The sequence below is a fragment of the Bradyrhizobium roseum genome, from assembly GCF_030413175.1.
In the GTDB taxonomy this organism is placed as follows: Bacteria; Pseudomonadota; Alphaproteobacteria; order Rhizobiales; family Xanthobacteraceae; genus Bradyrhizobium; species Bradyrhizobium roseum.
In genome coordinates, this window is sequence record NZ_CP129212.1 from 2283239 (window position 1) to 2309528 (window position 26290).

Sequence of the window (26290 nt, forward strand, 5' to 3'; positions counted from 1 at the left end):
TGCAAATCATGAGGTCAAGGCCGGATTCTTGACGTCGGTCACCTTGAAACCCTTGAGAAATACGCTGTGCCGGATTGAATCGGAAAGGTGCTGTGGCGGTGTGGTGTCGTCCTTTCCGGTCAGTAGAATCCGTAACCTCCACAGCGACAGGCCTGCGATTCTGGCCATGTCGACCATGGCGGCGTAGAGCGCGCCATGGTTCTTCAGAAAGTGACGCCTGCGCGCTTCCAGCAGGTAGGGCGGCAAGCGCTTGGGCTTGCTGTTCACGCCGGTCGATTGGCCGACGAGGTGGACCACGCGGCTCGCCGGAATGTACCAGCTCGGCCAACCCCGCTTCTTGGCATTGAGGCAGTAATCGATGTCGTCGAAATAGGTGAAAAAGCCCTCGTCGAGCAATCCCGTCGCTTCCATCGCTTCGCGCCGGATGATCATGCTGGCGCCGGCAACCCAATCGGTCTCGAAAGCATGATCGACGACGGGGGGAGCCACCACCCAGCGACTGAGCAGCTTGCTGACCAATCCGAGTTTCAGGCTGCCCTCGAACTCGCTCAGCGGTGACTGAAAGCGGAACGCGGATCGCTGCGGCGTTCCGTCGGGATCCTCGAGGCGACTGCCGCCGATGCCGACTTCTGGATTGTTGTCCATGAAGTCGACCAGCGCCTTGAATGCGTTCGGCCGCACGATCGTATCGGAATTGAGCAGCAGGAAATAGTCGGGCTTGTCCGCCGATTGCAGGGCGGGCCGCAGGACCGCATTGTTGCCGCCGGTGAATCCCAGATTTACGTGGAGCGCCGTCAGCGTGCACCAGCCTGCCCAGCCATTGTCGTCGATGGCGCGTTGAATCCGTTCGGCGGAGCCATCGCCGGACCCGTTTTCGCAGATCGCGACATGCATGCCGGGGACGCTCGCGATCTCGTTCGCGACTGAATGCAGGCAGTCGATCGCCAGCTGGGTGACGCGATAGTTGACGATGACGACGAGCAATTTCACGCGGGCAGACCGGGTTGCTTTGACGGCAAGCTTTATTATTGCCGAGCAGAAAAGGAAAGGCCGCCTCGAGGCGGCCTATCAGCTACGATTGGTTTGGAGCGTAAGCCTAGCAAAAGGCGGGCTTCGACTTTCGACGATACGCCAGCAAACCGATTCCAGCAAAGCCCAGCAGCATCATCGCCCAGGTCGTGGGTTCCGGAACAGCGGTGACAGTGAAATTCACCACGAGATCGTCGTAGTCGCCGTCCGCTTGCCTGCCGCCATCGTCGAAAGCGATGATGCCGGAAGTGCCGCTCAGCGCACCCAGTTTGTTGTCCTTGTCGTAGAACGAAATGAAGAAATTCGGCACGCTGCCGGTCGGCGCTGATGGATTGGAGCCGTTGGTCACCGACGGAGAGTTTTGATTGGCACCGAACGCGAAATTGAGCAGGCCTGCCAATGCAATGGTTTCGCTGGCCTTATCATCGTATTCACTTCCACCAATCCCGGTCGTGAACGTGAGGTTGCCGAGAACGAAGAACGTGTTGGTATCGCCGGCCTCGGCGCCACGATAGGCGTATTCGACCTTCACCGGGCCATTGGCGAACAGTTGAGCGCCGAAGTAGCCGAACACGCTTCCGATGACTTCGTTCTGGGATGCGGAGCCGTCCGAGGGCAGAGACCCCGTGGTGCCGCCAACCGCTGTGACGATGGAAGCCTTGGCCGGTCCCATGAGGGCGATCACCGCGGCCACGGCGAAGCCGATCCGTCTTAGCATTCCGTACTGGCCGACCATGAACGCCACTCCTGACGCAACAACGCTGAAGACGCCGCTGACCGAATAAGTTAAACGCCAATTAAAGCAATGGATATTCGCTCGTCAACGAAGAAATGTGGTTAATTAACCGATCTCAGGTTGATGGGGGATGGGTTTTTTTGCATCCGGCGCATCCGGTCGATCAGCAGATAAATCACCGGTGTCGTATAAAGCGTCAGGATCTGTGACACAAACAGCCCGCCGATGATGGTGATGCCGAGCGGCCGGCGCAGTTCAGTTCCCGGGCCGGTGGCGAGGACGAGCGGAATGCCGGCAAACAGCGCCGCCATGGTCGTCATCAAGATCGGGCGGAAGCGGGCGCGGCAGGCCTCGAAGATCGCGTCCGCCGACGACAGGCCGCGATGGCGCTCGGCATCAAGCGCGAAATCGACCATCATGATGCCGTTCTTCTTGACGATGCCGATCAACAGGATGATGCCGACAAACGCGATCACGGTCAGCGGCGTACTGGTCACCTGCAGTGCCAGCAGGGCGCCGAGCCCGGCCGACGGCAGGGTTGAGATGATCGTGATCGGGTGCGCGAGACTCTCATAGAGTACCCCGAGCACGATATACATCGCCACCAGCGCGCCCAGGATCAGCAGCGGCTGCCGTCCGCTGGTCTTGTTGAAATCGCCGGCATTGCCGTCAAAACTGCCGCGGATGCCTTCCGGCATGTGCAGTTCCTCGACCGCGCGCTGGATGCGCGAGATTGCGCGTTCCAGGGGGACATCGGGAACGAGGTTGAACGACACCGTTACCGATGGGATCGACTGGGTGTGGTTGATCGCCAGCGATGCCAGGCCGCGGTCGTAGCGCGCGACGGCGGAGAGCGGCACCTGCGTATCGTTGGCGCCGGCGACAAAGATGCGTTCCAGGTTGGAGGGATCGGCCTGGAACTTGGGGTCGATCTCCAGCACCACCATGTACTGGTTGCGCTGGGTGTAGACGATCGAGATCTGCCGCTGCGCGAAGGCGTTGTTCAGGGCGTCATCGATGTCCTTGACGCGGACGCCGAGCGTGGCGGCGGCAGTGCGGTCGATCGTCAGCGCAAGCTGCAGCCCGGCGGCATCGCGGTCGGTGGAAATGTCGGTAATGCCCTCGACCGTCTCCATGCGCTTGGCGACGATGGGGGCCCACTTCCTGAGCAGGTCGATGTCGACGCTGGAAACCGTGTACTGATAGTCCGAGCTGCTTTGACGTCCGCCGGCCCGAACGTCCTGCGCCGCAAACATATAGAGCCGTACGCCCGGCATGGTTTCCAGCTTCTTGCGCAGGCGGTCGATGACGAGCTGGGTGCTCAGCCCCGCGCGCGCCGCGGGCGGCTTGAGGCTGATGAAGAACAACCCGCGATTCGCCGTCATGGTGCCGAGGATCGATCCGACCCCCGCGACCGCGTCGTCCGCTTCGACGACGTCCGCGAGCTGCTGCTGAAACCTGATCATGGACTGGAACGAGGTGTCGGACGAACTTTGCGAGGCGCCGACGATGAGGCCGCTGTCGTCGATCGGGAAATAGCCTTTCGGGATATTGATGTAGAGCGTCACCGTCAGCGCGATGGTGGCAAAGAACACCAGCAGCGTCAGGTACGGAAAGCCCAGCACGCCGCGCAGCGTCCAGGCGTAGAGGTCGACGATGCGCGACAGCGTGCCCTCGACCACGCGGTCCAACCAGGTCGCGCGGTCCGAGGTGGCTTGCTTGATGTAGTGCGCGCAGATCATCGGCGTAACGGTGAGCGAGACCACCGTCGACACCAGGATGGCGAAGGTCAGCGTCAGCGAGAACTCGCGCAGCAGGCGCCCGACGATGCCGTCCATGAAGATCAGCGGCGTGAACGCCGCGATCAGGGACAGGCTGATCGACAGCACCGTGAAGCCGATCTGCCTGGCGCCCTCCAGCGCGGCCGGGTAGGGCGCCATGCCCTGTTCGAGTTTGCGGTGCATGTTCTCGATCATGACGATGGCGTCGTCGACCACGAAGCCAACCGAGATCGCCAGCGCCATCAGCGACAGATTGTCGATCGAGAAGCCGGCCAGCCACATCCCGGCACAGGTGCCGGCCAGCGCCAGCGGCACCGAGACGCCGGCCGCGATGGTCGGCGTCAGCCGCCGCAGGAACAAGAACACCACCAGCATGACCAGGAAGGCGGTCGCCAGCAGCGTATACTGCATGTCGAGCACGCTGGCCCGGATGGTGTTGGTGCGGTCGACCAGCGTCGAAATCTCGAGCCCGGCCGGCAGCCAGCGGCTGAGCTGAGGCAGCAGGGCTTTCACGCGATCGACGGTGTCGATCACGTTGGCGTCGCCCTGCTTGGTGATCTGGATCAGCACCGCGGGCTGCTTGTTGAACCAGGCGATCGAACGGCTGTTGCGGACGGAATCCTCGACCTCGGCGACATCGGCGAGGCGGACGAAATTGCCGCTCGAGCTCTTGATGATGATGTCGCGGAATTCGGCCGCGCTGCGCATCTGCTTGTTGGTCGAGATCGTCTCGCTCTGGCGGCCGCTGTTGAAGATGCCGACCGGCCCCAGCGGATTGGCGCTGACGATGGCGAGCCGCACGTCGTCGGTGGCGATCCCGGCGTTCGACAGCGCGACCGGGTTGAGCGCGATCCGCACCGCCGGCTGGTCGGCGCCGGAGACGGTGACCTCGCCGACACCCGGCACCTGCGAGATGCGCTGGGCGATCACGGTATCGGCGGCGTCATACATCGCGCTGGTCGTCAGCGTCTTGGAGGTCAGCGCCAGCACGAACATCGGTGTCGACGAGGGGTTGGCCTTGCGGAAGCGCGGCAGCGACGGCAGGTCGGTCGGCAGGTCGACCAGCGAGGCGTTGATCGCGGCCTGCACGTCACGCGCCGCGCGGTCGATGTTGCGCCCGATCGCGAACTGCAGGTGAATGCTGGTCGAGCCGAGCGAACTGGTTGAGGTGATCTGCTCGATGCCGGCGATCTGTCCGAGCCGCCGCTCCAGCGGCGCGGCAACCGTTGCCGCCATCACGGCGGGATCCGCGCCCGGGCGGTTGGCGAACACCCGGATCATCGGAAAATCGACATTGGGCACCGCCGACACCGGCAGGAACGCATAGGCGACGATGCCGACCAGGAACAGCCCGACCGCCAGCAGCGTGGTGCCGACCGGCCGGCGGATGAAGGGCTCGGAGATCGAGGCCACGGCTGCTTCCCTGGTGCGTCAGTCCAGGGGGAGATTACACCGGCTGGAGGAATGCGCCTAAAGCCGGGCACCTGCGGCGGATCGGAGCAGAGGCGGCCGGATAGGTGTCGTTCAGATGGTCCGCAGCAGGGGTATCGTCCGCAGCCGCTCCGCGATGGCGGGGTCCGGCGTCAGGACGATCCATCCCGACCTTGCCCCGGTTTCCTGCTCTGATGGCGTCGCGGGATAGAAGGCGTGGTAGGCGGGCAAGTTCGATCTTTCGACGTAATCCAGCGTCAGGGCCCGGTCTGGCCCGTAATCATCATAATGATAGCCGTTATCGTCGCGAACCTGGAAGTCGTCGATCACGATCACCGAATTGGGGTGATGGGTGAAGATGATCTGCAACTCCTCGCGCAACGGCAGACTGTTTTCCCAATGCGCGTCCAGATAGAACAGCACGCGATCGTTGATGTTGGCGTCCGCGAGTCGACTTCTTAGGAAGGGGACTGAGGAACCCAGGTGAATCGCGACGTTGGGGAACCTGGACAATCTCGCCTTGGAGAACGCAAAGACGCGTTCATCGGTCTCGACGGTTTCCACCGGCAGTCCGAACTGGGCGAACCATTCGGTGGTCGTGCCGCGGTATGTTCCGGTCTCGATGATGCGGGCGATTTCCGCGGCGAAAATCATCTGCCGCACCGCTTCGAGCCGTGAGGTCTGCCCGTTCATCGCAAAGCCCCATGGATAGAATTTGCGATGGTCGCGGGATTTGTGATCGGCGATCCCGATCAGTGTCCGTATGTTCTTGCGAAGGTTTTGCATTCGATCAGGCCCCGTTGCGGACGGCATTGCACGAATCGGCGGATTTGCCCACCCGGCCGGCGCCTTTACGGCGGATCGTTTAAATCGAGCAATATATGGCGCGCGCGGCGGCTTCGATATTCGAATTAAATGATGGTTTGATTCGGCCCGGTGCACGGCTTCTGCGCGAATCACCCGGGATCGAACGGCGCGTGCGAGCCTTGTTGCAGGCTTTGCAACTTCGATGCGCAACCGACGGCTGAACGGCTTTACGCCGGTTTTTCAAGGGATTTCAGTGTCTGCACGGCAACGGGCAGTGATTTAAGTTGGTTCCGTGGCAATTATTTGTTGACCTTTCGGCGGATGTGGCGATATCTCGGTAAATATCAGATTAAGCGGCACGCACAGGGGATTCTATGATGTTGAAGAAGGTTTTGGGGATCGTCGTATCCGCAGTCATTTTGTCATCCAGCGCCGCAAGCGCCGCGATCATCACCAACGGCGGTTTCGAAACGGGGAACTTCTCCGGCTGGACGGTCAACACCGGCGCCCCCACACCGTACAATCAGGTTGTGATTGGCTACAATCAGCCCACTGGCTATCCGACGGGCGCCTTCGGCGAGCCGATTCCGCCGGCCCCCGGCGGCGGCAATTACGGTGCCTACTTCGTGTCGGACACGAGCGTCCAGTCGATTTCGCAGTCGATCAGCCTGCTCGCCGGCACGAGCTACTATGTGAGCTTCGATATCTACTCACCGAAGAATGGACAGAACAACCCGTTCGACGCCCTGCTTCAATCGTCGACCGACGGCAACCTCTCGCCGATCTTCACCGCCAAGACCCTTGGTACGGGCTGGGTGCACTACTCCGCCGAATTCGTTGCCAGCGCGGGGCCGTACGCGTTCAGCCTCAACTACACCCCGCTCGGCACCACGGGTGCGGATTTCGTGGTCGACAACATCAACGTCGCGGCCGTTCCCGAGCCTGCAACCTGGGCGATGATGATCCTGGGCTTCGCCGGCATCGGCTTCGTGGCCTATCGCCGCAGGTCGGCGCCGACGGCTTTCCGTTTGGCTTGATCGCTCGCTCCCTCCAATGTCGCATAGGCCGCCGCAAGGCGGCCTATTTTTTTGGCGCGGGGTGTTCAGCGTGCAGGCACGACGCTCCGATCGGCCGGACTGTGCGGGCAGAGCTGCGCTCGCATGCCTTGCCGATGCAGCGCAATGCTCGCTGCCGTTGCTGGTAGTGTGGGCGCGGCGAATACGGCGTGGATAGTGCGGATGGCGCCTGCAAAGTCGATGGCCGGAGCGTGCGTCGTTGGCGTTGTCCGGAACGCCGGCGCCTTCGAAAATGCGTGCTCCGGCAAAGGGTTGGCGCCCGAGGACGGGACGGAGCGGCGGCCTCCGGAGGCTGTCAAACGTCGCCGATGGCTTGATGGAATGAACGCAATTCGCCGCCGCCGGTTTACCTCAATTTGACGCTCGTCCGATGTGTGCCATGGCGTGAAACCTTTTGGTGACCGTGATCCCCGAGGGTCATGCGCAACAATCCGCAAGCGAAACCAACGCGGGGGGCATCACAATGGTTAAGGCGATCGAAAGTGGACAGGCGAAGCAAGGCGGCAGCGGCCGGATGGCGCGCCATCGCAGGCGAAAGGACGCCGGCTATACGCTGCTCGAACTGCTGGTCGTGATGGGCATCCTGGCGGTGCTGACCGCGATCGCGACGCCGCAGCTGATGGGTTATTTCGGCAAGGCCAAGACCCAGTCGGTGCAACTCCAGATCGAGAATATCGGCACCGCGCTGGAACTCTATTACATGGAGAACGGCAACTACCCGAGCGCGAGCGCGGGCCTGAAGGCGCTGGTCGAGGCGTCGCCGGAGGCGCCGCGCTGGAACGGCCCTTACCTGAAGAAGGCGAAGAACCTGCTCGATCCCTGGGGCCGGCCGTACCAGTACGCCATCGCCGAGGGCCAGTACGAGGTCTATTCGCTCGGCCCCACCGGCAAGGCCAGATCGGCGAGCGCGGGCCCCGGCATTCCCGGGCAGATGACAGCCGAATTAAATGGTTCCCGATAAGTGACGGACTAGCGCCGATGACGCGGCCCGCGGTAAAATGACGGCGGTCGCGTGATCAATCGTGTTCGAATTCAAACCCAACCGATGATTGGACCTGACTGATGGCGACAATGGACCGTAGAACATTTCTGCAAGGCGTCAGCGTCGCGTCCCTGACATCGATGCTGCCGGCTGCCGCGATGGCCGGCCCGGTGCCGCTGGCGGCGCCGAGTGTTGCTTCGACCACTCCGTCGCTCCGATCAGTTATCAACATCGGGTTCGTTTCTGGGGGCGGCAACGAATATCGCTTCATCGATCATTTCCTGCTCGCCGAACAGTTCGGTCCTTTTGGCACCGCGTGGAGCACCGGCACCCCCTGGACCCAATCTGTCGGACCCAATGGCTATCCCAACGTCAGCCTCACGGTTGCCGACAACAGGCCGTTTGGTGGTGGGGTTCGGATTCCGGCCTCCTTTCAATACGGACAGCCTGGAAGCGGCCAGTTCTACGTGCTTCGCTGGAAGGGCAACGGCGAGGTCCGATTGATGCTGCAATCCGGCTCCTGGACCTACGACGCCGGCAAGAGCAAGAACGCGACGCCAGTATCGTCGGATCGCTGGAGAACGACGTCAGGTGCCGATAGCTATGTTGTGCTGAGTTTCACCGGTCCCGCGCAGCTGTTTCCATTAATGGTTCTGTCGACCGACCCGGGCAAAACGGGAGCGCGGCTTTCGAATTTGCAGTTTTATCGCCTTGAGGACGAAGCCGATCTGTTGTCCGGCAAGATCTTCCGCACGCCCTACAAGCGCTCCCTCGTCGACCTGTGTCCCAGCGCCATACGTTTCATGGACTGGGTTGGCGGCAACAACAGCAAGCTGACCAGATTTGAAAGCCGCACCCGTCCGGATTATGCAGTCTACGGAGGCGCCAGCAACTGGGTGGCATCGCCGCCATATGGCGAGACGACCGGAACCAACCAATACGCGCTTGCGGCCGTTGCCGGCACGCCTTCGGCGCCGTTGCAAGGCGAGATTGTCACCTGTCGCATCGGGTCCGGGATGGTTCGATCCGGGTCCAAGAACATTACATCAGTAAGCAACTCCAAACCTGGTCGTGTCACGGCGCCCGCCCACGGCTTCGCCAACGGCGACGTGGTCGTCCATCAATTCGCCGCCGGAGTCATGCCGAAGCTGCATCTTCTGCCCTGCACAGTCACTGTGATCGATGCAGACAACTATTTGATCGGCGTCGATACGACGACCTTCGGATCGTTTTCGGGATCGGCCAAGGCAAACCAGTTTATCACGTTGAACGTCGGCGGCCGGGGTGCCTATCCCGTGACGTTCCCGATCCCGACGGCATTCGCATCGAACTTCGGCAATGCCTATTTGGCCAAGGGCGATTACAAGACGTTCCTGTTCGACAAGACCATCGCTGCACAGAGCGACGGCGCGGGAAACCTGATTTATGGCGCGTGGATATTCAACGATTTGGGCGCCAATAACGGTCACGCAGGCGGCGTGCCGCTGGAGATCTGCACGGCGCTCGTCAACGAGGTGAACGCGATGAAGCCGGCCCGCCCGGTCGGCATGTGGATGAACATCCCGCATCTCGGCCTCTGCTCGATGGATCCGGATTACTCGGTGCAGTCGAGCTGGGGAATTCAGGCTGTCAATACGGTGTTGAATGGCGCCAATGGTTACCCGGGATTGGCTTCTCCGGCACAATTACTGATCGAATACAGCAATGAGACCTGGAATTCCGGGGGATCGGGGTTCTCGCAGACCTACTATCTGGCCTATCGCGGCTACCTGCGTTGGCCGACCTCGGGACAAGCGGACTACGCGAGCATGTCGGCATTCCGCTCGATGATCAATGTCGAGGATATAAAGAAGTCGGCCTACAACAATCCCAGGCTACGGTTTGTCCTTGCAGGGCAAGGGACGCTCGGCGTCTCTGGACTAAATCAGATACGAATCGACGGTTCAAGCCATTGTCTTAAAGATGCACTCAACGTCTGGGGCCCGACGATCTCTCCAATGGCCCACCACGACTATTTCGCATTCGCAGGGTATTTTCTGCCGTCCACCGCGTTCGATTCTGCAAACCTGTCGGATCTAACTGCCAAGTGGGTTGCGGCCAAAGGTAATTCGGCTGCGCAGGAGGCAATCTGTGCAACGTATGTGAACGGAATCGTCAGTCCCGCGTTAGGCGGGAACGAAACGGTAGACCGATATCGTTTGGCACTATTGCCGTCGTATGTTTCAAAGATGAAGACCATCGGGAAGTCCGTCATCATGTACGAAGGCGGATGGGATCGCGATATTCAGCCCATCAGCGCTGGGGGCCAAGTAACTGGTACTTTACCGTACGCGAGTGGGGCAATAGACGGCAGCAGCAATATCATTTCGGAAGTGAAAGCGGCCTATGCTGCGGCACTCCAGCCAGGCTGCTTTGTGGTTGGATATGGCATTCCGCCAGACACAACGGTTATCTCGATCTCAGGATCGTCTATTGTGCTTTCAAATAGGACGACGCAAAAGCTTCCGATCGCTCAGTTCATCGCCTTTGCGCCGCAGCAGATGTTCTTGCTGGCGGTGAAACGCAGTCAGGCTTGGGCGACGGCAATGCTGTCCTGCCTGAACCAGTTCGGGGGAGGTTCAGGTATGCCCGCGGAATATGTGCAGAGCGGATTGCGCTGGGGGCACTGCTTTCCAAGTTCCTATGGACTCGGGAACAGTGAGTGGAGCGACCTCGACCTGTCGTGGCAACAGCAAGCCTCACGAAACAAAGCCTTAATTTGAGTCTGCCTGCAACACCGTTAGGCTCTCCCACGTCGATCTGTAGTGAGGAGCACGTGATGTCTCTCGATACTGCACCATTGCTGACGCAGTGGTTCCCTGCACCGCATTATTTCTTAGGATGCAAACAGAGACGGTGAGATAAAAGCCACATCGAAGCGCCGAATGCGCGGGCCGCGCGAAAGCGGGTCTTCCGATTGGTCGTAGAATCCGAAAAGCCGGTATCCGTGACGGTGCAGATGATCGGATAGCGCGTCCAGTGCCGTGTGGTAACTGCTGTCTGGATCGAGTGCAACCTCTGCCTTGACTATCCCGATCGAATGCGACGACAACATTCTTACGGCTCCTGCAAGGACTGAAATTTCATATCCCTCGGTATCGATCTTCATAATATCGATGGCATCTAGGGAGTTGTTCGTGCAGAAGCCGTCGACTGTGTCTATCTGGACTTCTTCGTGATAAGGCAGCAACTGGTTCGATGATATTCTAGCCATCGATGGATGCACCGGATCCATCGCCAAACTTAGTTTTCCAGGCTTCTCGCCTAAGCCAAGGTGCAACATCTTTACGCGAGAAGCGCCGACAAGATTGGCTTTCATCTTCTCAAAATTCGAAGAGCTCGGCTCAAATGCATAGATTGTTGATCGCGGAAACTGGTCGAAAAATTCGAGTGCGGTAATGCCGATGTGTGCCCCGACGTCAAAGATGACCTGAGCATCCATTCCGAGGCGAGATCTCACATCATCAATGAAACTTGCGCCAATCGAACTGACTGCGCGCCGTCTCGCGTTTCTAACCGCCCGGCCGATCGCTGAACGGGTTTCCGCAGGTATAAGGTATCTAATTAATTTCACGTTTCATCCGGCCGGTGGTCTGGTCACTTATGAAATTGCTTGTAGGCGCCGCTTAAGCGCAACTGCTAAAAGCTCAGCTGGACGAGAGTATTGATTTGTTTGGCTCATTATCAATCCTATTCCATAGGTCCTTCTATGGAAATCCTTTTGCAATCGCGGCTTGATACGCCAGCTCGATCTTTCCTGCGTTCAGCATTGGATCTAAGCGCTTGACGCTAGAATCTTTGGCTGCCGAGCCAAGTCGAGAAAGCAGTTCGTGTTGCGTCAACAGCCGTTCGCAGCCTTCTGCGAGTGAGGCAACGTCCTCTGATTTGAACAGGAGGCCGGTCACGTTGTCTGAGATCAATTCAGGAATCCCACCCGTTGATGACGCGATGATTGGGCATCCCAAAATCATTGCTTCTGCGACAGCATAAGAGAACATTTCGAATCGAGACGCCACAATCGTGAACAGATGTTGCTTTCTTAGACGGATCAATTCTTCTGAATTGACCAAGCCGAGGTAGTCTATCCTTGAGCGGCTTTCCGGGAGATACTTTTCTACAAACTGTTCGAAGGAATGAGAGACTTCTCCATCTGCGATCTTCCTTTCCGGGCCGACAAATGTCAGACGGAGCCTTGGGTGCTTCCTCGCCAGTCTTTGAAACGCTTTGAGTACCAAATCTGCCCCTTTTAAAAGATCGAAACGCCCGACGAATAGGATGCGGTCCTTGTCGCAAGCCGAAAGACACCATTCTGATCCGTCAGGGAGTGATCCCACGGGATTTGGTATCACTCTCGCGTCGTTGAGTGCCATTCCATAGTGGCGTCGGACGCCATCTAACCCGGCCATCGAGGGAGAGGTGACGACGGACGCTTGAGAAATGCCCAAACCTTCACGCTGGACTCGGCTGTCAAAACTGGCGTGCGACTTCGCGTCAAAAGTGCCCGTCAAAAACCACGGGCCGTGCAGCCGCACGACAACAGGAACAATGCGCGCGGATGAAAGAGCTGCACTCCAGCCAAACGACTCTTCTATCTCCAGAACATCGATGCCAACATCGCTCTTGAGCTTCTGGAGCGCCGCTATCAATCTGTACTCGGTCAGATCGTTTTGAGCATGGCTGCGAAGTTTCGATCGGATCTGCCAGAATAGTCCTGGACTGAACTCCGATAGATTAACGGTGTAGCGATCATCTGTCGGGCCGCTTATTTGGTGCGTGAGAACGTACACCTCGTGACCAAGTTGCCGTAAGGCGGGCGCGATTTGAGATGCGTAAGTAATGATGCCGTTGGCAGCGCCACCTTGAGGCCGTGAGGGAACAAAAAGGGCGATTTTCATTGGCTTTCAGAACAACAGCAGTTGTCGCAGATCAGGCAGCGTATAAGGGCCAATAAGGTACGTGGCGATTTTGCCTGCCGCAAGTCCCAAGATTAGCGCAGGGAGCCACCTCAATTCTTTATAGGCGATGATCCATCGCTTTTGGTAGCCGAGGACTAGAATGGCAATCGACGGAATGGCCTTGCTAGCAACTCCTCCGAATATCGCGCCAATAGGTCCAGTCAGCCAGTATCCAATCATCATACAAACAACCAGTGAAGCTGCCTGCAACACGGAAATCCAGGCCACTACATGCGCTTCGCCGATCGCAGCAAACGCTCCTCTTATGAGCAGAAATGGATAGAGGACCAAGCTTATGCTCAAAGCGCGCAGCATCTGGCTCGCATCGTGATAGCGCGAGTCGTACAGGAAGTGGATGATGAGATCTGCCGCAGCAAAGAGAAACCCGCCTGATGCTGCCGAAGTTATTTCGATTGGAAATCGGAAGCGATAGTAGCGATCCGAGACATTCGCAGGCTCTTTCCGTGCCACTTCGCCTAGCACCGGCAATGCCATCATGCCGTTGAGCCGCTCAAGCAGGTTCTCGATGGCATCCTTCAACGTTCTTGCCACGTAGTAGAGTCCTAGCATGGGGCCAGGAAGCAGAATGCCCAAAATGATGAAATCGCTTTGCGTTCCAATGAAGGTTGCAAAGGATGAAACATTGATCCATTTGCCGAAAGAGACAATCTCATTGACGTGATCACTCTCGTAGGAGAGCCGCATTCGTGGTCCAGGTATGATCGAATGTGAGAGAATGACCCTGAGGACTCCTGCTAGTAAAGTTCCGCCCACGATAGCCCACACGCTGGGGTTGAAGTATGCCCAGGTAATCATCACTGGGATCGGCGCCAGCTTCGAGGTCAGGTCAAGAATAAAGATTGGCCGGAAGTTGAGGCGACGGACGCTGAGCGATATCGATGCAGATTCAATCCCGTTGAGGACGATCCCGAAACCCAGAACGATGGTAATGATCGAGAACTGGGAGCCAGCGTAGACACTTTCCTGTGGTAAGAACTGTCGTACGCTTGGAAAGATCAGCACTGAGCAGATTGCTATCAATACGATCCAGAGTACCCCGCCACGAACGGCTTGAAACGTCCATGTGGAACGAAGGAAATGTTCGTCCTCTCCCCGTGGGCTTCGTATGATGACCGCTCTGACGCCAAAATCACTGACGAGCTGCAGGCCGACAATCAGCGCCGTGGCGGCGGCGACCGTTCCAAAGGCTTCTGGAACGAGGAGTCGCGTCATGATCAGACTGGATAGAAATCTCGTTGTTATTTCGGCCGCGTAGGACGCTAAGGTCCATGTGCCGGCGCGAATGACCCGTTCGCGGAGCGTCATTTCGTCAGCGTCGTCTGGTTGGCTTGCGTCATGAGTAGCGCGGCTTATTTTTCCGACATGTCCGGTGAATCTCGTAGCGAACGTATTCCGCCTGCGGCGGCAAGGTCGTTACCAAATTGCGGACGAATTGATGTTTGGTGTCGTGAACCGTTTGATGAATTCCGTACAAAACTTGGACGGCCGGTACCTCGCTCTGATAAGCCTAGAAGCGCTCCCGCCATCAGCCAAGTGAGAGGTAGGAGGCCCGCATTAGGTAGCAGATCGACAACGTTGATTGCCAGAAGTAGCGTGAGTGTTGCAATGTAGAGCTGAACGTTTGGTTCTGCCGTTTTGTAAGTCCGCGCGCTACGGAGAACGCACAGACTGAGCAAGCCAAATTCGGCGAGAAATCCTACAAATCCGAACTGTCCGAGATCGATGATCCAACGACCGTCGGTAACGCTGAGATCCTTTCCGGTTTCTGGATCGTAAATGCGGCTTCGTCCAAACCGTCCCCAGCCGAACATCGGTCGTTCGAGCGCACGCGCAAGCAACTGGTCTTCATTGTCCAATCTGAACTGCAGCGAGTCTGCGCGCTCTGTGTCGATAGAACGAGCGAGTTGTACGATCGCAGTCGTCGGCATCAAGCCAAGAAATCGCAACATCGGGTATCCCAGAGAAATCACAACCAGGATGCAGGCCACCGTCATCAATGTTCTCGAGCGAGCAAAAAGGATCAAGATGGATCCAAAGCTAGCGTAGATGAGCGCGCCGAGACTCTTGCAGACAAGCAACACGGCCCCGAGGTAGATCGTCACTACCGACCAGGGTGGCGTCGCGGGATTGCGCGTTCGCCAAAGTGCTGCTGCGGATAGCAAACTCGCCATCAGAAAGAACGCCGCAAGGAGACCGTGCCCCATGAAGGCCATCGGACGGAATCCACCTTCCCTCAATGTCTGTACGAATTCCGACGGGTAATACCCGTAAACCCAGAAATGCAATTGTGGGCTGAACCGTATCTCGAAAAGAAGAAGAAGCGAATAAAGCCCGCCTGACACAGCGAGTGCCTGAAGCATAGCGTGCAGGTCGTCTTCCGATCTTAGAAATTTTCGACCTAAGAAAAACGGAATCAGAAAAACTAGCGCTGCCTGGGCAGCGGAAAGGGCATCGTAGAGACCCACCCCGGGTAAGAATCGATATCCGATGATGATATTGTCGCCGTTAAATTGGGACGTAACCACCGGCCCCAAAACGTACATTAGGAGGAAAATCTCGACCAAACCAAACCTTGTTGGTGTCGATGTCCGCTTCTTGGGCGGAAAAAAGATGCATGCGGCGAGCGCGCTAAAGCCGACGATCGATGGCTTGTCGATCGCGGGAATCATGGAGAGCTTGATTCCAGTTCCCGCCGGGAGAAAGAGTTGGCCGGAAATCACGCTCCATATCAATCCGCGACCAAGAGTCTTGGATCGAGCAACGATGACAAGCGTGATAATTGGCCAAGACAACAGCGCGATGAGCGCGGCGAGGCTCTGTGGTCCATCCAGTTGCAAGTAAGATCCTCAATAAGCCATCTTCCAAAGTGACTCCGGGCACCGCTCTCTGTTATCGTCTGACTTAATACAAGATTGCTCGTCTCTTGAAATCATCAGCCCGTCTCTGTCGAGCGACCCTAAGCATTCTCTTGTATAGTCGGTCCGGCAAAGAAGCGTTTGCTGTAAGCGGAATGTATTTTTCGATCAGCTCTCGGCGATCGTTAGGCAGCTTCGCGAGGTACGTTTTTGCCCAATGCAGTCCTTCACGGTAGAAGGAGTGGTGGTAATGCAGAATCTTCACTTCTGACATGGGAAGGATGTCTGCGTTGTCTTTGGAGAGCGTGTTGATGTTGAAGTTCAGTCTGGGGTCGAACTGAGAATGCCGTAGGCCAAGCTTCTGGACAGCGAGAGAGATGGAAACTTGATCCTGATGATAAACCCCCGCCTCTCGCGATCCTATGCTGTTTGTGAGCAGTTTCCTAATTATATCGTAGTGAACGGAGCCGAGCCTTGTCTCCGTGGCATAGGAATAGATCCCGGTCTGCCAGTAGGCTCGGATACGTCGTCCCTCTGGGAACGAATTGATCTCTGGAAAGCTACCGAAGTCGATTCCGATCAGATCACATAGCTTCAGCCAGTAGGGTGCGTTCTTGTCTGATCCGTCTGACCCAAGGTATCCCTCGCCAGCACGGGCAATGAACTGGGTGCCTTGAGCTGGACAGAGGTCGTCGAGCGACTGCAGCACCACCATGTCGCCATCCATCCAGGTAATATTAGATGTGGACACGCGACCTTCGAGTTGCGACATGACGCAGCTTTTGTTGGCGTTATTCCACCAGGCGAGTTCCAAATTGAAACGGCCGTCAATAAACTCGACCTGAAGGCGTTTGAACTCTTGCAAGGTTCGAGAGGCGATCTTCGGTCCTCGTCGGGGCTTCACAGCGATGATATCCGTTTTGGCATACGGTCCGCCAAAGGCACGAATAGATTCGGCGAGCATCAAGACTTCCGCTTCCAGCGGTCCGGATTCGACGCACGTCACGATTGTAGTATTTGTCATTCTTGTTGCTATCTTTTCGTGAGAAACGATTCAATCTAGGGAAATTGCTTAGACAGGAACACACTGCTCCAATCGTTGATATGCCTGCGGTCGCGAAAAAGCTTCGAGAGCATTCGGTCGACCGCAGCAGGATAGCTGAAGGATCGGTCGAAGAATTGACCGGAGAGAGCGTCGGTCGCGGATCGCAGTTGTTCGTACCGGGACGAATCGGTCGCAAGCCGTCCAAGCTGCTCCGCATAGCTATCCCTGTTGTTCGTCTCGGCCTCCGCGATTGCTGGGCCTAGCACGTCCAGTGCATTGGTGACCCGGCTGGCAACGATAGGAAGCCGGGTGATGACGGCCTCTGCGCAGACCTGTGGCATTCCTTCCGGGAACGCGCCCGTCGTAGGCACGATAACCGCGTGACAGGACGAATATAATTTCAGTAGCTCCTCGCGCTTCAGGTGGCCGTGCGTGATGATTCTGCTTTCCAGCCCTTTCCGGCGGATCATGTCGCGCAACAGAGCGAGTGCTGGCCCTTCGCCGCAGACATGGAAGATGATTGGAGTTGAGCATTTGGTTGCCAGGATTTCCGATATCTCAACGAGGTCGAGCACTCCCTTGCTGACCTCGGCGCGGCCGACGAACGCAACCTGGAACGGTCCACCTTGGTATCCCGGTGCAACGAAGAATCCGTCGCGGTTGAACTGGCATCGATACTGGAAGAACGGAATTCGCTGACGCGCTTCGGAAAGAACCTGCCTTTCGCACTCCGGAGACACGCCGATCGCGCCGGCGGCGAACCATCGAAAAAACTGTGCGTTGAGCCACCGAACGACGCGGCCCGACAGCCCGGTTGGCGGAAAGCCCTGCGGCCAAAGGACGTTGTGCAGGTTTACGACCACCGGAATGCCGATCAGCCTGAAGATTGACAGAGCAAAGTAGTGCGATGTGCTGGAATCGATGAACGCGACGTCGGCGCGAAAGCGCCGCGCGCGGTAGGCCAGGTAGAGGGCGTATCGAAGTTGGAGCAGGTGGAAGCCGAGTCCGGAATGCGGGCTTTGCCGGTTCGATTTTTGCCGGTTCTCGGCCTGGATCGGTCCATCCTGAACGGTGTCGGCGCGCGGGTGGGAAGAGATGGCGAGCAGGGGGGTCGCCACAGCTTTGCAGTAGTTGAATAGCTGCTCGGAGAAGGCGAGGCTCGTCGTCGCTGCGGCCCCCCGGAGCAGGCTTTCGCGATGCGCTCCGACGATGTCGCCTGGTCCCAAGGCCGCGAAAATTCGGACTGGCCGGAGATTACTTTGCTGTCGTTGCAAGATCAAAACCCGCGATCGTTATGTTAAAAGTTGCCTTCCAGGCGGATGCGCCCCTTCATGGTCTCGTGCTGGCGGGCTCGGACCTCTCATTTGTACTCGATGATTTTCGTTTTCATTCCCGTGCGTGCATCGACTGCAAATTTCATCTGCCCGAAGGCCTCGGCAAACCGTGCCAGCACCTCAAAGAACGCGAGCTTCACCCGGTCACTTCCCGCGCCCGGCTGCCGCGGGATACGGCGCAGCAGCTGCACCGGATAGATCAGCAATATTGCAAGACCGGGCGGACCTAACAACACGGTGCCGGCGCAAGCGAGCAGGGGAATTCCAATGCCCCAGATCAGCGCCCGCCGGCTCTCCCAAACCCACAGCCGTTCCGGCGGTGCGCCATGGACATGGCGCCCCATCGCAAAGGCGTAGCCGCTGCGAACGTTGCGGCGCCACCATTGGCCGAGCCGCGTCATCGCGGCGTCATGCAGCGTCATTTCCTCATCGATCCGCCAGATCGACCATCCGGCCGCGCGCAGCCGCACGCACAGTTCCGGTTCTTCGCCGGCGATGAAGTCCTCGCGGTAGCCGCCGACGCCATGCAGCGCGGCGGCCCGCATCATCACGTCGCCGCCGCAGGACCGTACTGGCCCGGGCGGTACATTCCATTCCGCATCGCAGATCCGATTGTAAATCGAGTGCTCGGGATGACGCTCGCGCCGCCGGCCGAAAGTGGCGCAAGCCTCGGGGTGTCGATCGAGGAACGCCATGGCACGCCCGGGCCAGTGCCGCATCAGTTCGCAATCGCCGTCGACAAATTGCACGTACGCCAGATCGGGCCGCAGTTCCATCAGCCGGCGAAAGCCGGCATTGCGTGCCCGCGCGGCGGTGAAGCCGTTCTTCAGGTCCAGTTCGACGACGTCGACACCGCGGCTCTTCGCCCAGGCGACCGAGCCGTCGGTCGAGCCGGAATCGACATACACGATGGCGTCGGCGCCCGGCGCGGAGGTCAGGCATTGCTGGAGGCGCTCGCCTTCATTGCGGCCGATCGCCACCACGCCGTAAGGGGAGGGCGTTTCAGCCGGCGTCACGGGTGGGACCTGCTTCCGATGGCTGGCGGCGCGGCTTGACGATGGCGGGCACGCCGATCGCGATGCTGTTTTCCGGAACATCCTCGATCACGACCGCGTTGGCGCCGATGATCGAATTGTCGCCGATCCGGATCGGACCCAGCACCTTGGCGCCCGCACCGATGTCGACATTGTTTCCGATCACGGGCGCGGCCGGCTCCTCGACCCGCCGCAGCCCGACGACCACGCCGTTGCGGATCCGGCAATTGTCGCCGAAGCGGGCATAGCCGCTGACGATGATGCCGCCGAAATGATCGATGACGAAGTTGCGGCCCACGGTCGCTTCGCAGGGCAGCTCGATGCCGGTGACGATCTGAATGATCTTGTAGAGCACCTTGTAGATCAGCGACAACAGCTTCCGCAGCAGGGCCGGGCGCACGCCGTAGCGCCAGCGGCCGAACCGATAGATCACCATGGCCCAAAAGCCCTGCGCGCCGGCGTCGCGGCCATGGGCGTTGAAATCGGCTCGGATATTTTCAAACATTTCGATGCGGTTCCGCCGGCCGGCTTCCGGCTGTGGGTTTGCTGTGCTGGTTCAATGCGGCCCGCCGCTGATCAGCCCATGGCGCCAGAGTTCGTCGCGCGTCGATCGGATGGCGGAAATAAACGGCAGGCGTCCGAACCCGGTGGGCTTTCCGAGCGAACTTTCAGAACCGCGCTGGATCGATAGCCGGGGAGACGATATCAGGAATTTGAGGTCCGGGTTTTGTTGTCGAAACAACGTGAACGCTCCGTCGATATACATCCTGCCGCCCAGCGGGTGTCCGGCCGGCCGCTCGGTTACGGACTCGAGAAATCGCGCGAGCCTGGCAATGGCTCTGACCCTCACGGCGTAACAGTGAGCCCAGTAGAATGCACCTGAATAGGCGACAAAGCCATTCTCGGCGGGCGGAGGATGCCGCAGGGAATGGCCAAGATAGAGGATGTCCCAGTCGAGCGTCCGGATGGTCTCGGCGATTTCGGATCCGCGGGAGCCGATCGCCGTTCTGAAGATGGCGTCATCTTCCAGCACCAGGACCGATTCCAGGCCGTCGGCTTCCGCCCTGCGAATGATATCGAGATGGCTGAGGAAGTTTCCGTAGACGCCCCGCGACGGAAATCCGTTGGCATCCTCCGGCTTCGGTGCGTCCGGAATATTGGCCCGCTCGATCGGAAAGCCAAATCGTGACAGTTCCTGGCGGAGAGACTCATACCTGTCGCGGCGTTCTGCCAGGTGAATGATCTCGACGCGGCTGAAGGCTTCAAAGATCGATTTGGCCATGATCAGGCGCTGCTCCCCGTCGCGAGATTGGTTGCGGATCTGGCCCAGGCCGGATGCGCTCCGCGTCGGTTGAACAATTTATAGTTGTACTTCATGTTTATGCAACCGAATACCAATAAACGTCCCACGAAACGAGAAATTCATCAACCCGCCGAACGACTTCACCCCCGTCACCCCGTTCGGCTGTCCGGCCGCGCGGTGAATGCCCGTCGCCACCCCATACGCCGCGACGTCGGCAATCACCACCGCGTTCGCCCCGATCCGCGCATGCGCCCCGATCCGGACCGGCCCCAGGATTTTGGCCCCGGCGCCGATATCGACGTGCCCGCCAATCTCCGGAACCCCGCCATGGCCGCGGCTGCCAAGGGTGACCTGGTGGAAAATCAGGCAATTCACCCCGATCCTGGCGTCCGGATGAATGACGATGCCGTTGGGGTGGGGAACCAGCAGCCCGCCGCCGATCTGACAGGTCAACGGGATCTCCGCCCCCGTCACCACGCTCCAGAAGCGATGGCGCAGCGCGATGAACTTGCAGCACAGCGTCCCCAAGACGCCGCCACGCGCCCGCCAGACCTGGTAGCGGCGAACCGTCCGCAACAGCTTGCGGCCCGGATCCCAGAATTGCCGGGGGCGTTCCCGACTCCAGTCGGGAACCTCGGCGCTGATCTGTCCGATAGCCTGATCCACTACGCATTCCCTGTCCCGGAACGAACCCCAATAGCGGAGGGCCGGGTTCGTGGGAAGAAGGCCTGCAATTAATCACGTATATTAAATCGATTTCGCCAACCGGGATTTCGTAGTAGATCGCTTACCTCTCGCTAATCATTCGGCGGGGATCGCCCGTGGTGTCCGGGGGCGGAACGTCGAAGTTCGTGGGGCTTTCATGTTGAAGACGTTGCGTGCTCCGCCGGCCTCGTCCGACTTCGCCGGACCAACCGCCGACCCGCGATCGGAATGCGTCACTTCGGCTGACCTTTCCCGCAACGTCTATGGCCTGCTCGGCATTCCCGTGGACGCGCTCGATTTTCCCTCGCTGCTACAGGCGATGGAACTCGCGAGGAATGCCGGCGCGCCGTTCCTGATTTCGACGCCCAACGTCAATTTCCTCGTCAGGAGCCAGATCAGCGGCCCGTTCCGGGAATCCATGTTGCAGAGCGATCTGTGCCTCGCCGACGGCATGCCGCTGATCTGGCTCGCCAAGCTGCTGCGCATTCCGATCCGTGAAAGAATCGCCGGCAGCGACCTGTTTGGCCGGCTCAAATCGGCCAATGCGGCCGGCAGCCGGCTGCGGGTGTTCCTGCTGGGTGGCGCCGAAGGGCTGGCGGCGGCGGTTGGCGCCAAGCTGAACGCCGAAAGGAGCGGGCTGGAATGCGTTGGCGAACTCAATCCGGGTTTTGGCACCATTGAAGAAATGAGTTCGCCCGACATTATCGATCAAATAAATGCGAGTGGCGCGGATTTAATCGCGGTATTTTTCGGCGCGGAGAAGGCGCAGGCCTGGTTGCTGCGCAACCACTGGCAGCTGCGCCCGCCTATTCGTGCCCAGTTCGGGGCCACCATCAATTTCGAGGCCGGGACCGTCCGGCGCGCGCCGCCGATGCTCCGCAGCACCGGGTTTGAATGGCTGTGGCGTATCAAGGAAGAGCCCTATCTCTGGCGTCGCTATTGGAGCGACGGCAAGGCCTTGCTCGCACTGCTGGCGACTTCCGTGCTGCCGTTAATGCTGAGCGCGCGCGGTCTGCGAAGCCTGCAAGAACTCTCGATCGTACGACGCGAAGATCACGCTTCCGTGACGATCGCCCTGGTCGGGGCCGCGGTGGCCACGCATGCCGACGGCGCGATCGAACAACTTCGGGACGCGCTGGATAGCGACAAAAGGTTGATCATCGACGTTTCCAATACGCAGTACATCGATGCGAGGTTTTTCGGCTTGTTCCTGATGGTGCGAAAGCAATTGGCCGGTCGTGGACAGGAACTGCTCTTTACCGGCGCGACCGCCCGTCTGCGGCGGATATTCCGCCTCAACAGATTTGAATTCCTCCTGTCACCTGAAGTGTGATAGCGGAGAAAATACCATCATTACCCGGCCGAGGTCGGCCGTGCGACATTCATTCAGGGTCAAATATGAAGCAGCCAGCCGGTCAGATTTCGCACGTTCGCCGCGGACATGTTCGCCGCGGACTTGCGCTCCTGTTCGTGATGTTTGTCGCGGGTTGCGGATCCCCGGAGGAGCGCGCGCAAGGTTACTATGAGAGCGGAATGGCTCTTATCGAAAAGAAGGACGACCTCGAGGCGCGCAAGGAGTTGCTCAAGGCCGTGAAGTACAAGAGCGACAAAGTCGAAGTCTGGCGGGCGCTCGCCGGGATCGATGAACGAACCAAGGCAACGTCGCTTTTCCTGGATTTGCGTCGCATCGTCGAACTGGATCCTAACGATCTGAATGCGCGATTGAAACTTGCGCGAATGATGGTCGGCGGTGGGGCCGCCGAGGCCGCGCTTCGCGTTGTCGATGCCGCGAACGAGGGCGACAAGCCGAACGCGGAGCTTCATGCGCTGCGGGCCATCATTCTGCTGCGAACAAACGACAATGCCGGGGCGGTCCGCGAAGCGCAGCGCGCCTATGAGATCGATGCGACCAACGTCGACGCGATCTCGTTGCTTGCCTCGAAAAAGGTTGCCGATGGCGATCTGGATGGCGCCTTGAAACTTCTGGATACGGTGCCAGCCGCGTCCAGGGATGAAACGCGCATTACGTTGCAGAAGATCGATGCGTATACGCGCAAGAAGGACCTGGCGAAGGCCGAAGAACTGTTGCGCAAGCTGATCGAGCAAAATCCTCAGGAAGGAGCATACCGCGCCCAGCTCCTGCAGCTTCTCCTCGGACAACGGAAGTTCGTCGAGGCCGAGAAGGAATTTCGGGCGAGGGCCGAAGCCAACCCGGCTGACAGCAAGATCGGTCTCGACCTGGTTCGTTTCCTGATTGCCACGAAGGGGGCTGATGCCGGCAGGGCCGAGTTGGAAGCGCGGATCAAGGCCGGCGGCAATGATTTCGACTACCAGATCGCGTTGGCCGAGCTGGATGTTGGGCAGAACCGGGCGGGCGCCGCCGTGCAGGCTCTGCAGAAGTTGATCGAAACTGCTGCCACCCCCGACAAGAAGCTCGCCGCCCAGGTCAAGCTTGCGGAGGTCCATATCGCAAAGAATGACAGGGCGGCTGCCGAGCCCTTGATCGCGGATGTACTCTCGAAAGACCGCCGAAACAGCGGCGCACTGCGGCTGCGCGCCGCCCTGAGCGTGGATAAAGGGCAGTTCGACAGCGCCATTTCCGATTTGCGTGAGGCGCTCAATGACCAGCCGAAGTCAGTTGAATTGCTGTCGCTGATGGCAGTGGCGTATGAACGCAGCGGAAAGGCCGAGTTGGCCGACCGTCAATACGCCGATGCGTTGAAATCATCCAACGCTAATCCCGATGTCGTTCTCCGATACGTCGCGTTCTTGCAGCGCAAGGGCGAGTTGGCTCGTGCCGAAGAGATTCTGACGGATGCGGCCAATCGCAATTCCGGCAATCTCCAGATCTGGTCGTCGCTTGCGCAGATCAAGTTGAGCCGGCAGAACTGGTCGGGCGCCCTGGCGATCGCGGACGCGATCGGGCGGGTCGATCAGGGCCGGGTGGTTGCGGAGCAGATTCGCGCCGCAGCGCTCGCCGGCCAGAACAAGATCGACGAAAGCGTCGCGGCGCTGGAGGCCGCGCACAAGGCGGGGCCCGACGCACCGCAGCCTGCGCTTGCGCTTGCCTCGGCCTATTTGAAGCAGGGCAAGCCGGACAAGGCATCAGCCCTGCTGCAGACTATCAGCGACAAATTCCCGTCCAATGCGCAGCTTCTGGTTTTTCTTGGACAGGCCAAATTGGCGGAAAAGAAAAACGATGAGGCGTTGCGGAGCTTCAAGAAGGCCGTCGAGCAGCAACCCAAGGAGCCGGCGGGTTACAATGCGCTGAACGAATTTTACGTGCAGAGCAAGAATTACGATGCGGCCGACAAGATACTGAAGGCCGGACTTGCGGAGTTGCCGGGCAATGTAGCGTTTCGTCTCTCGCTGGCCGGCCTGCAGATCACGCGGGGAAATAACGACGCGGCAATATCCCAGTACGAAGCCATTCTGCAGGACCAGCCGAATTCCCTCGTTGCGATCAACAATCTCGTCAGCTTGCTATTGGATAACCGGAGCGACAAGCCGAGCTTGGAGCGTGCGTTCGAACTGTCAGACAAGCTCAAGGGCTCCAACGTACCGCAGTTTCAGGATACGTTGGGATGGGCTCAGTACAAGCGTGGCGATGTCAAGGGAGCGATCACCACGCTCGAGGCGGCTGCGGCGGCGATGGCGAGCCTCTCGGCGGTTCACTATCACCTCGGCATGAGCTACGCGGCTGACGGACAAACCCAAAAGGCGGCGGAGCGCTTCAAGACCGCATTTTCGCTGGAGCCGGAAGGAACGCCGCTCAAGAACAGCATTCGTTCCGTGATGAAATGAAGCGCGAGTTTTCGTCTCCAGGCGAAGGCCCAGGCTTTTGCCTGGCGATGCTGCTCAATCGATGACTGAACCAGCCTGACGACGTGGGGAAAGTCCCTACCTGTGCTAATTCCCCGACGGCAGCACCGTCCAGTTGTGCGTGGCGACGAACATCAGGCTGTGGGAGTCCGCGGGGCCGGTACCGGAAACGGTTGGTGTGCCAGTAACCGGATCAATGATCGTGGCGCCTCCGGTGCTCGCAAACCGATGCAGGTATCGGTAGGTGAGCGACGTCAGCCATTCGCGGGTCAGATTGTAGCTATAGGTCGCCGACGCCGAAGCGAAATCCGTCGTTGTGCTCGAGATCTGCCGGTTGGCGCTCGTCGAGAAGGAAAGTGTGGAGCGGGAGTTGAGGTTGTGGATGAGCGATGCCGTGATCGAATCCCGCTTAAACAAAGAGCCGACAATGCTCGGTCCAACCGATTTGCTGACGGTGAGGGACAACGTCGTGCTTTTCAGCATGCGATAAGTCAGGACGGCGTCGCCAATCCAGTCGGCTGCTGTGCTTGACACGGGTATGGCGGATGTCACGCCTCCGAATGTAGAACTCGAAACCCCTCGATCCGTCACGATATAGACCGCGCCCGCGTTGGCGCGAAAGGAAAGCAGCGGCGACAAAGTGGCGTCGAACCCGGCCTGCTCGCGAAAAATCTGCACCTGCGTGTTGAACGTGTTGCCGTATTCGAGCAGTTGATATTCGGAGGACAGGTTGATCGCTGTCACCGAATTCAGCGAACGCCGCCAATTGCCTCGTGCAAGTGTATCCGTAAACGGCAAGCCGCCGCTCGACGGCTCGTAGGTGGTGCGGGTGGACGTGGCCAACAGCGAGACCGTATCGATAGCGGTGATCGAACGGTCGATTCCGCCCGATGCGGTAAGCCGATTGATAAAGCCCGAGACTGGTAAGGTAACGCCGAGTTCGTTGAGCAGTGCGAGCGAGGTGCTCTGTTGTCGCCAACTCGCCTCGACATACTCCCTGTCGAATTTGTTCTTTTCCTGAACCTCGTACCGCGTCTTGAATCCATAGTTCAAGAATTCCGACGCGGTTCCGGCGGCGCCCGGACCCCAATATTTTCTGTAGGTGCCGTCGGCGACGACATTGAACTTACTGGTCGGCGTGCGCGCCTGTGCGTCCGCATTGAGTGTCGTGTACGATCCCACCGAACCCGCAGGCGAGTTGCGCAGGTATTGGTTGCTGTTCAGTTCGACGGTTTCGGTCTCGCTGGCCTTTATCGACCAGTCAAACGCAAAGGCCACGGACGGCGCCATGGCAAAGCACACCGAGACTGCTACGGCAGCTCTCTTCACGTTGCT

20 protein-coding genes are annotated in these 26290 nt (G+C 59.1%); 5 read left to right on the forward strand and 15 right to left on the reverse strand.

Annotation, left to right across the window (positions count from 1 at the left end):
- Positions 1 to 6 precede the first annotated feature (6 nt).
- From QUH67_RS10785 to QUH67_RS10800, 4 genes are all read right to left on the reverse strand, one after another.
- A complete protein-coding gene (locus tag QUH67_RS10785) occupies positions 7 to 990 on the reverse strand; it encodes a glycosyltransferase family 2 protein (protein ID WP_300946659.1) in 984 nt (327 codons plus the stop codon).
- A 106-nt stretch (positions 991 to 1096) separates the two neighbouring features.
- Positions 1097 to 1765: a PEPxxWA-CTERM sorting domain-containing protein gene (locus QUH67_RS10790; protein WP_300946660.1), complete on the reverse strand. Its 669-nt coding sequence runs from the start codon at positions 1763 to 1765 to the stop codon at positions 1097 to 1099.
- 101 nt (positions 1766 to 1866) lie between these two features.
- On the reverse strand, positions 1867 to 4959 hold the full coding sequence (locus QUH67_RS10795) for an efflux RND transporter permease subunit (protein WP_300946661.1): 3093 nt from the start codon (positions 4957 to 4959) through the stop codon (positions 1867 to 1869).
- A 111-nt stretch (positions 4960 to 5070) separates the two neighbouring features.
- A complete protein-coding gene (locus tag QUH67_RS10800; protein ID WP_300946662.1) occupies positions 5071 to 5994 on the reverse strand; it encodes an O-methyltransferase in 924 nt (307 codons plus the stop codon).
- 164 nt (positions 5995 to 6158) lie between these two features.
- Here QUH67_RS10800 and QUH67_RS10805 point away from each other — a divergent pair, with 164 nt between their 5' ends.
- From QUH67_RS10805 to QUH67_RS10815, 3 genes are all read left to right on the forward strand, one after another.
- On the forward strand, positions 6159 to 6821 hold the full coding sequence (locus QUH67_RS10805) for a PEPxxWA-CTERM sorting domain-containing protein (protein WP_300946663.1): 663 nt from the start codon (positions 6159 to 6161) through the stop codon (positions 6819 to 6821).
- A gap of 502 nt (positions 6822 to 7323) precedes the next feature.
- The gene (gspG, locus tag QUH67_RS10810) at positions 7324 to 7821 is read left to right on the forward strand and encodes a type II secretion system major pseudopilin GspG (RefSeq protein ID WP_300946664.1); all 498 of its coding nucleotides are present in this window, start codon (positions 7324 to 7326) and stop codon (positions 7819 to 7821) included.
- 101 nt (positions 7822 to 7922) lie between these two features.
- Positions 7923 to 10604 (forward strand): hypothetical protein, encoded by a 2682-nt coding sequence (locus QUH67_RS10815; protein ID WP_300946665.1) that lies wholly within the window; start codon positions 7923 to 7925, stop codon positions 10602 to 10604.
- 113 nt (positions 10605 to 10717) lie between these two features.
- On the opposite strand, the gene QUH67_RS10820 is transcribed toward QUH67_RS10815, so the two are convergent.
- The 10 genes from QUH67_RS10820 to QUH67_RS10865 all read right to left on the reverse strand — a co-directional run bounded on the left by QUH67_RS10820 (position 10718) and on the right by QUH67_RS10865 (position 21094).
- On the reverse strand, positions 10718 to 11323 hold the full coding sequence (locus QUH67_RS10820; RefSeq protein ID WP_300946666.1) for an FkbM family methyltransferase: 606 nt from the start codon (positions 11321 to 11323) through the stop codon (positions 10718 to 10720).
- Between the two features lie 265 nt (positions 11324 to 11588).
- A complete protein-coding gene (locus tag QUH67_RS10825; RefSeq protein WP_300946667.1) occupies positions 11589 to 12776 on the reverse strand; it encodes a glycosyltransferase family 4 protein in 1188 nt (395 codons plus the stop codon).
- A 6-nt stretch (positions 12777 to 12782) separates the two neighbouring features.
- Positions 12783 to 14162, reverse strand: coding sequence for an oligosaccharide flippase family protein (locus QUH67_RS10830; RefSeq protein WP_300946668.1), 1380 nt, complete (start codon positions 14160 to 14162; stop codon positions 12783 to 12785).
- A 44-nt stretch (positions 14163 to 14206) separates the two neighbouring features.
- Entirely contained in the window at positions 14207 to 15694 is a 1488-nt protein-coding gene (locus tag QUH67_RS10835) for a hypothetical protein (protein WP_300946669.1), read from the reverse strand.
- A 64-nt stretch (positions 15695 to 15758) separates the two neighbouring features.
- Positions 15759 to 16736, reverse strand: coding sequence for a hypothetical protein (locus QUH67_RS10840; RefSeq protein ID WP_300946670.1), 978 nt, complete (start codon positions 16734 to 16736; stop codon positions 15759 to 15761).
- Positions 16737 to 16771: 35 nt separating this feature from the next.
- Positions 16772 to 17983, reverse strand: a complete 1212-nt coding sequence (locus QUH67_RS10845) for a glycosyltransferase family 4 protein (protein WP_300946671.1) — start codon at positions 17981 to 17983, stop codon at positions 16772 to 16774.
- A 134-nt stretch (positions 17984 to 18117) separates the two neighbouring features.
- Positions 18118 to 19107, reverse strand: coding sequence for a glycosyltransferase family 2 protein (locus QUH67_RS10850; protein ID WP_300946672.1), 990 nt, complete (start codon positions 19105 to 19107; stop codon positions 18118 to 18120).
- Positions 19094 to 19630: a serine O-acetyltransferase gene (locus QUH67_RS10855; protein WP_300946673.1), complete on the reverse strand. Its 537-nt coding sequence runs from the start codon at positions 19628 to 19630 to the stop codon at positions 19094 to 19096. The genes QUH67_RS10850 and QUH67_RS10855 overlap by 14 nt, the downstream gene beginning before the upstream one ends.
- A gap of 51 nt (positions 19631 to 19681) precedes the next feature.
- Positions 19682 to 20407: a glycosyltransferase family 25 protein gene (locus QUH67_RS10860; protein WP_300946674.1), complete on the reverse strand. Its 726-nt coding sequence runs from the start codon at positions 20405 to 20407 to the stop codon at positions 19682 to 19684.
- A 78-nt stretch (positions 20408 to 20485) separates the two neighbouring features.
- Positions 20486 to 21094, reverse strand: a complete 609-nt coding sequence (locus tag QUH67_RS10865) for a serine acetyltransferase (RefSeq protein ID WP_300946675.1) — start codon at positions 21092 to 21094, stop codon at positions 20486 to 20488.
- A 460-nt stretch (positions 21095 to 21554) separates the two neighbouring features.
- Between QUH67_RS10865 and QUH67_RS10870 the strand changes: the two genes are divergently transcribed.
- The gene (locus QUH67_RS10870; protein WP_300946677.1) at positions 21555 to 22466 is read left to right on the forward strand and encodes a WecB/TagA/CpsF family glycosyltransferase; all 912 of its coding nucleotides are present in this window, start codon (positions 21555 to 21557) and stop codon (positions 22464 to 22466) included.
- Positions 22467 to 22666: 200 nt separating this feature from the next.
- Complete coding sequence (locus QUH67_RS10875) at positions 22667 to 24937, forward strand: tetratricopeptide repeat protein (protein WP_300946678.1); 2271 nt, start codon at positions 22667 to 22669, stop codon at positions 24935 to 24937.
- A gap of 105 nt (positions 24938 to 25042) precedes the next feature.
- Here the strand turns inward: QUH67_RS10875 and QUH67_RS10880 are convergent, their stop codons facing one another.
- Positions 25043 to 26284 carry a porin family protein gene (locus QUH67_RS10880; RefSeq protein ID WP_300946679.1) on the reverse strand — a complete coding sequence of 414 codons (1242 nt, stop codon included), beginning with the start codon at positions 26282 to 26284 and terminating at the stop codon, positions 25043 to 25045.
- Positions 26285 to 26290: the final 6 nt, after the last annotated feature.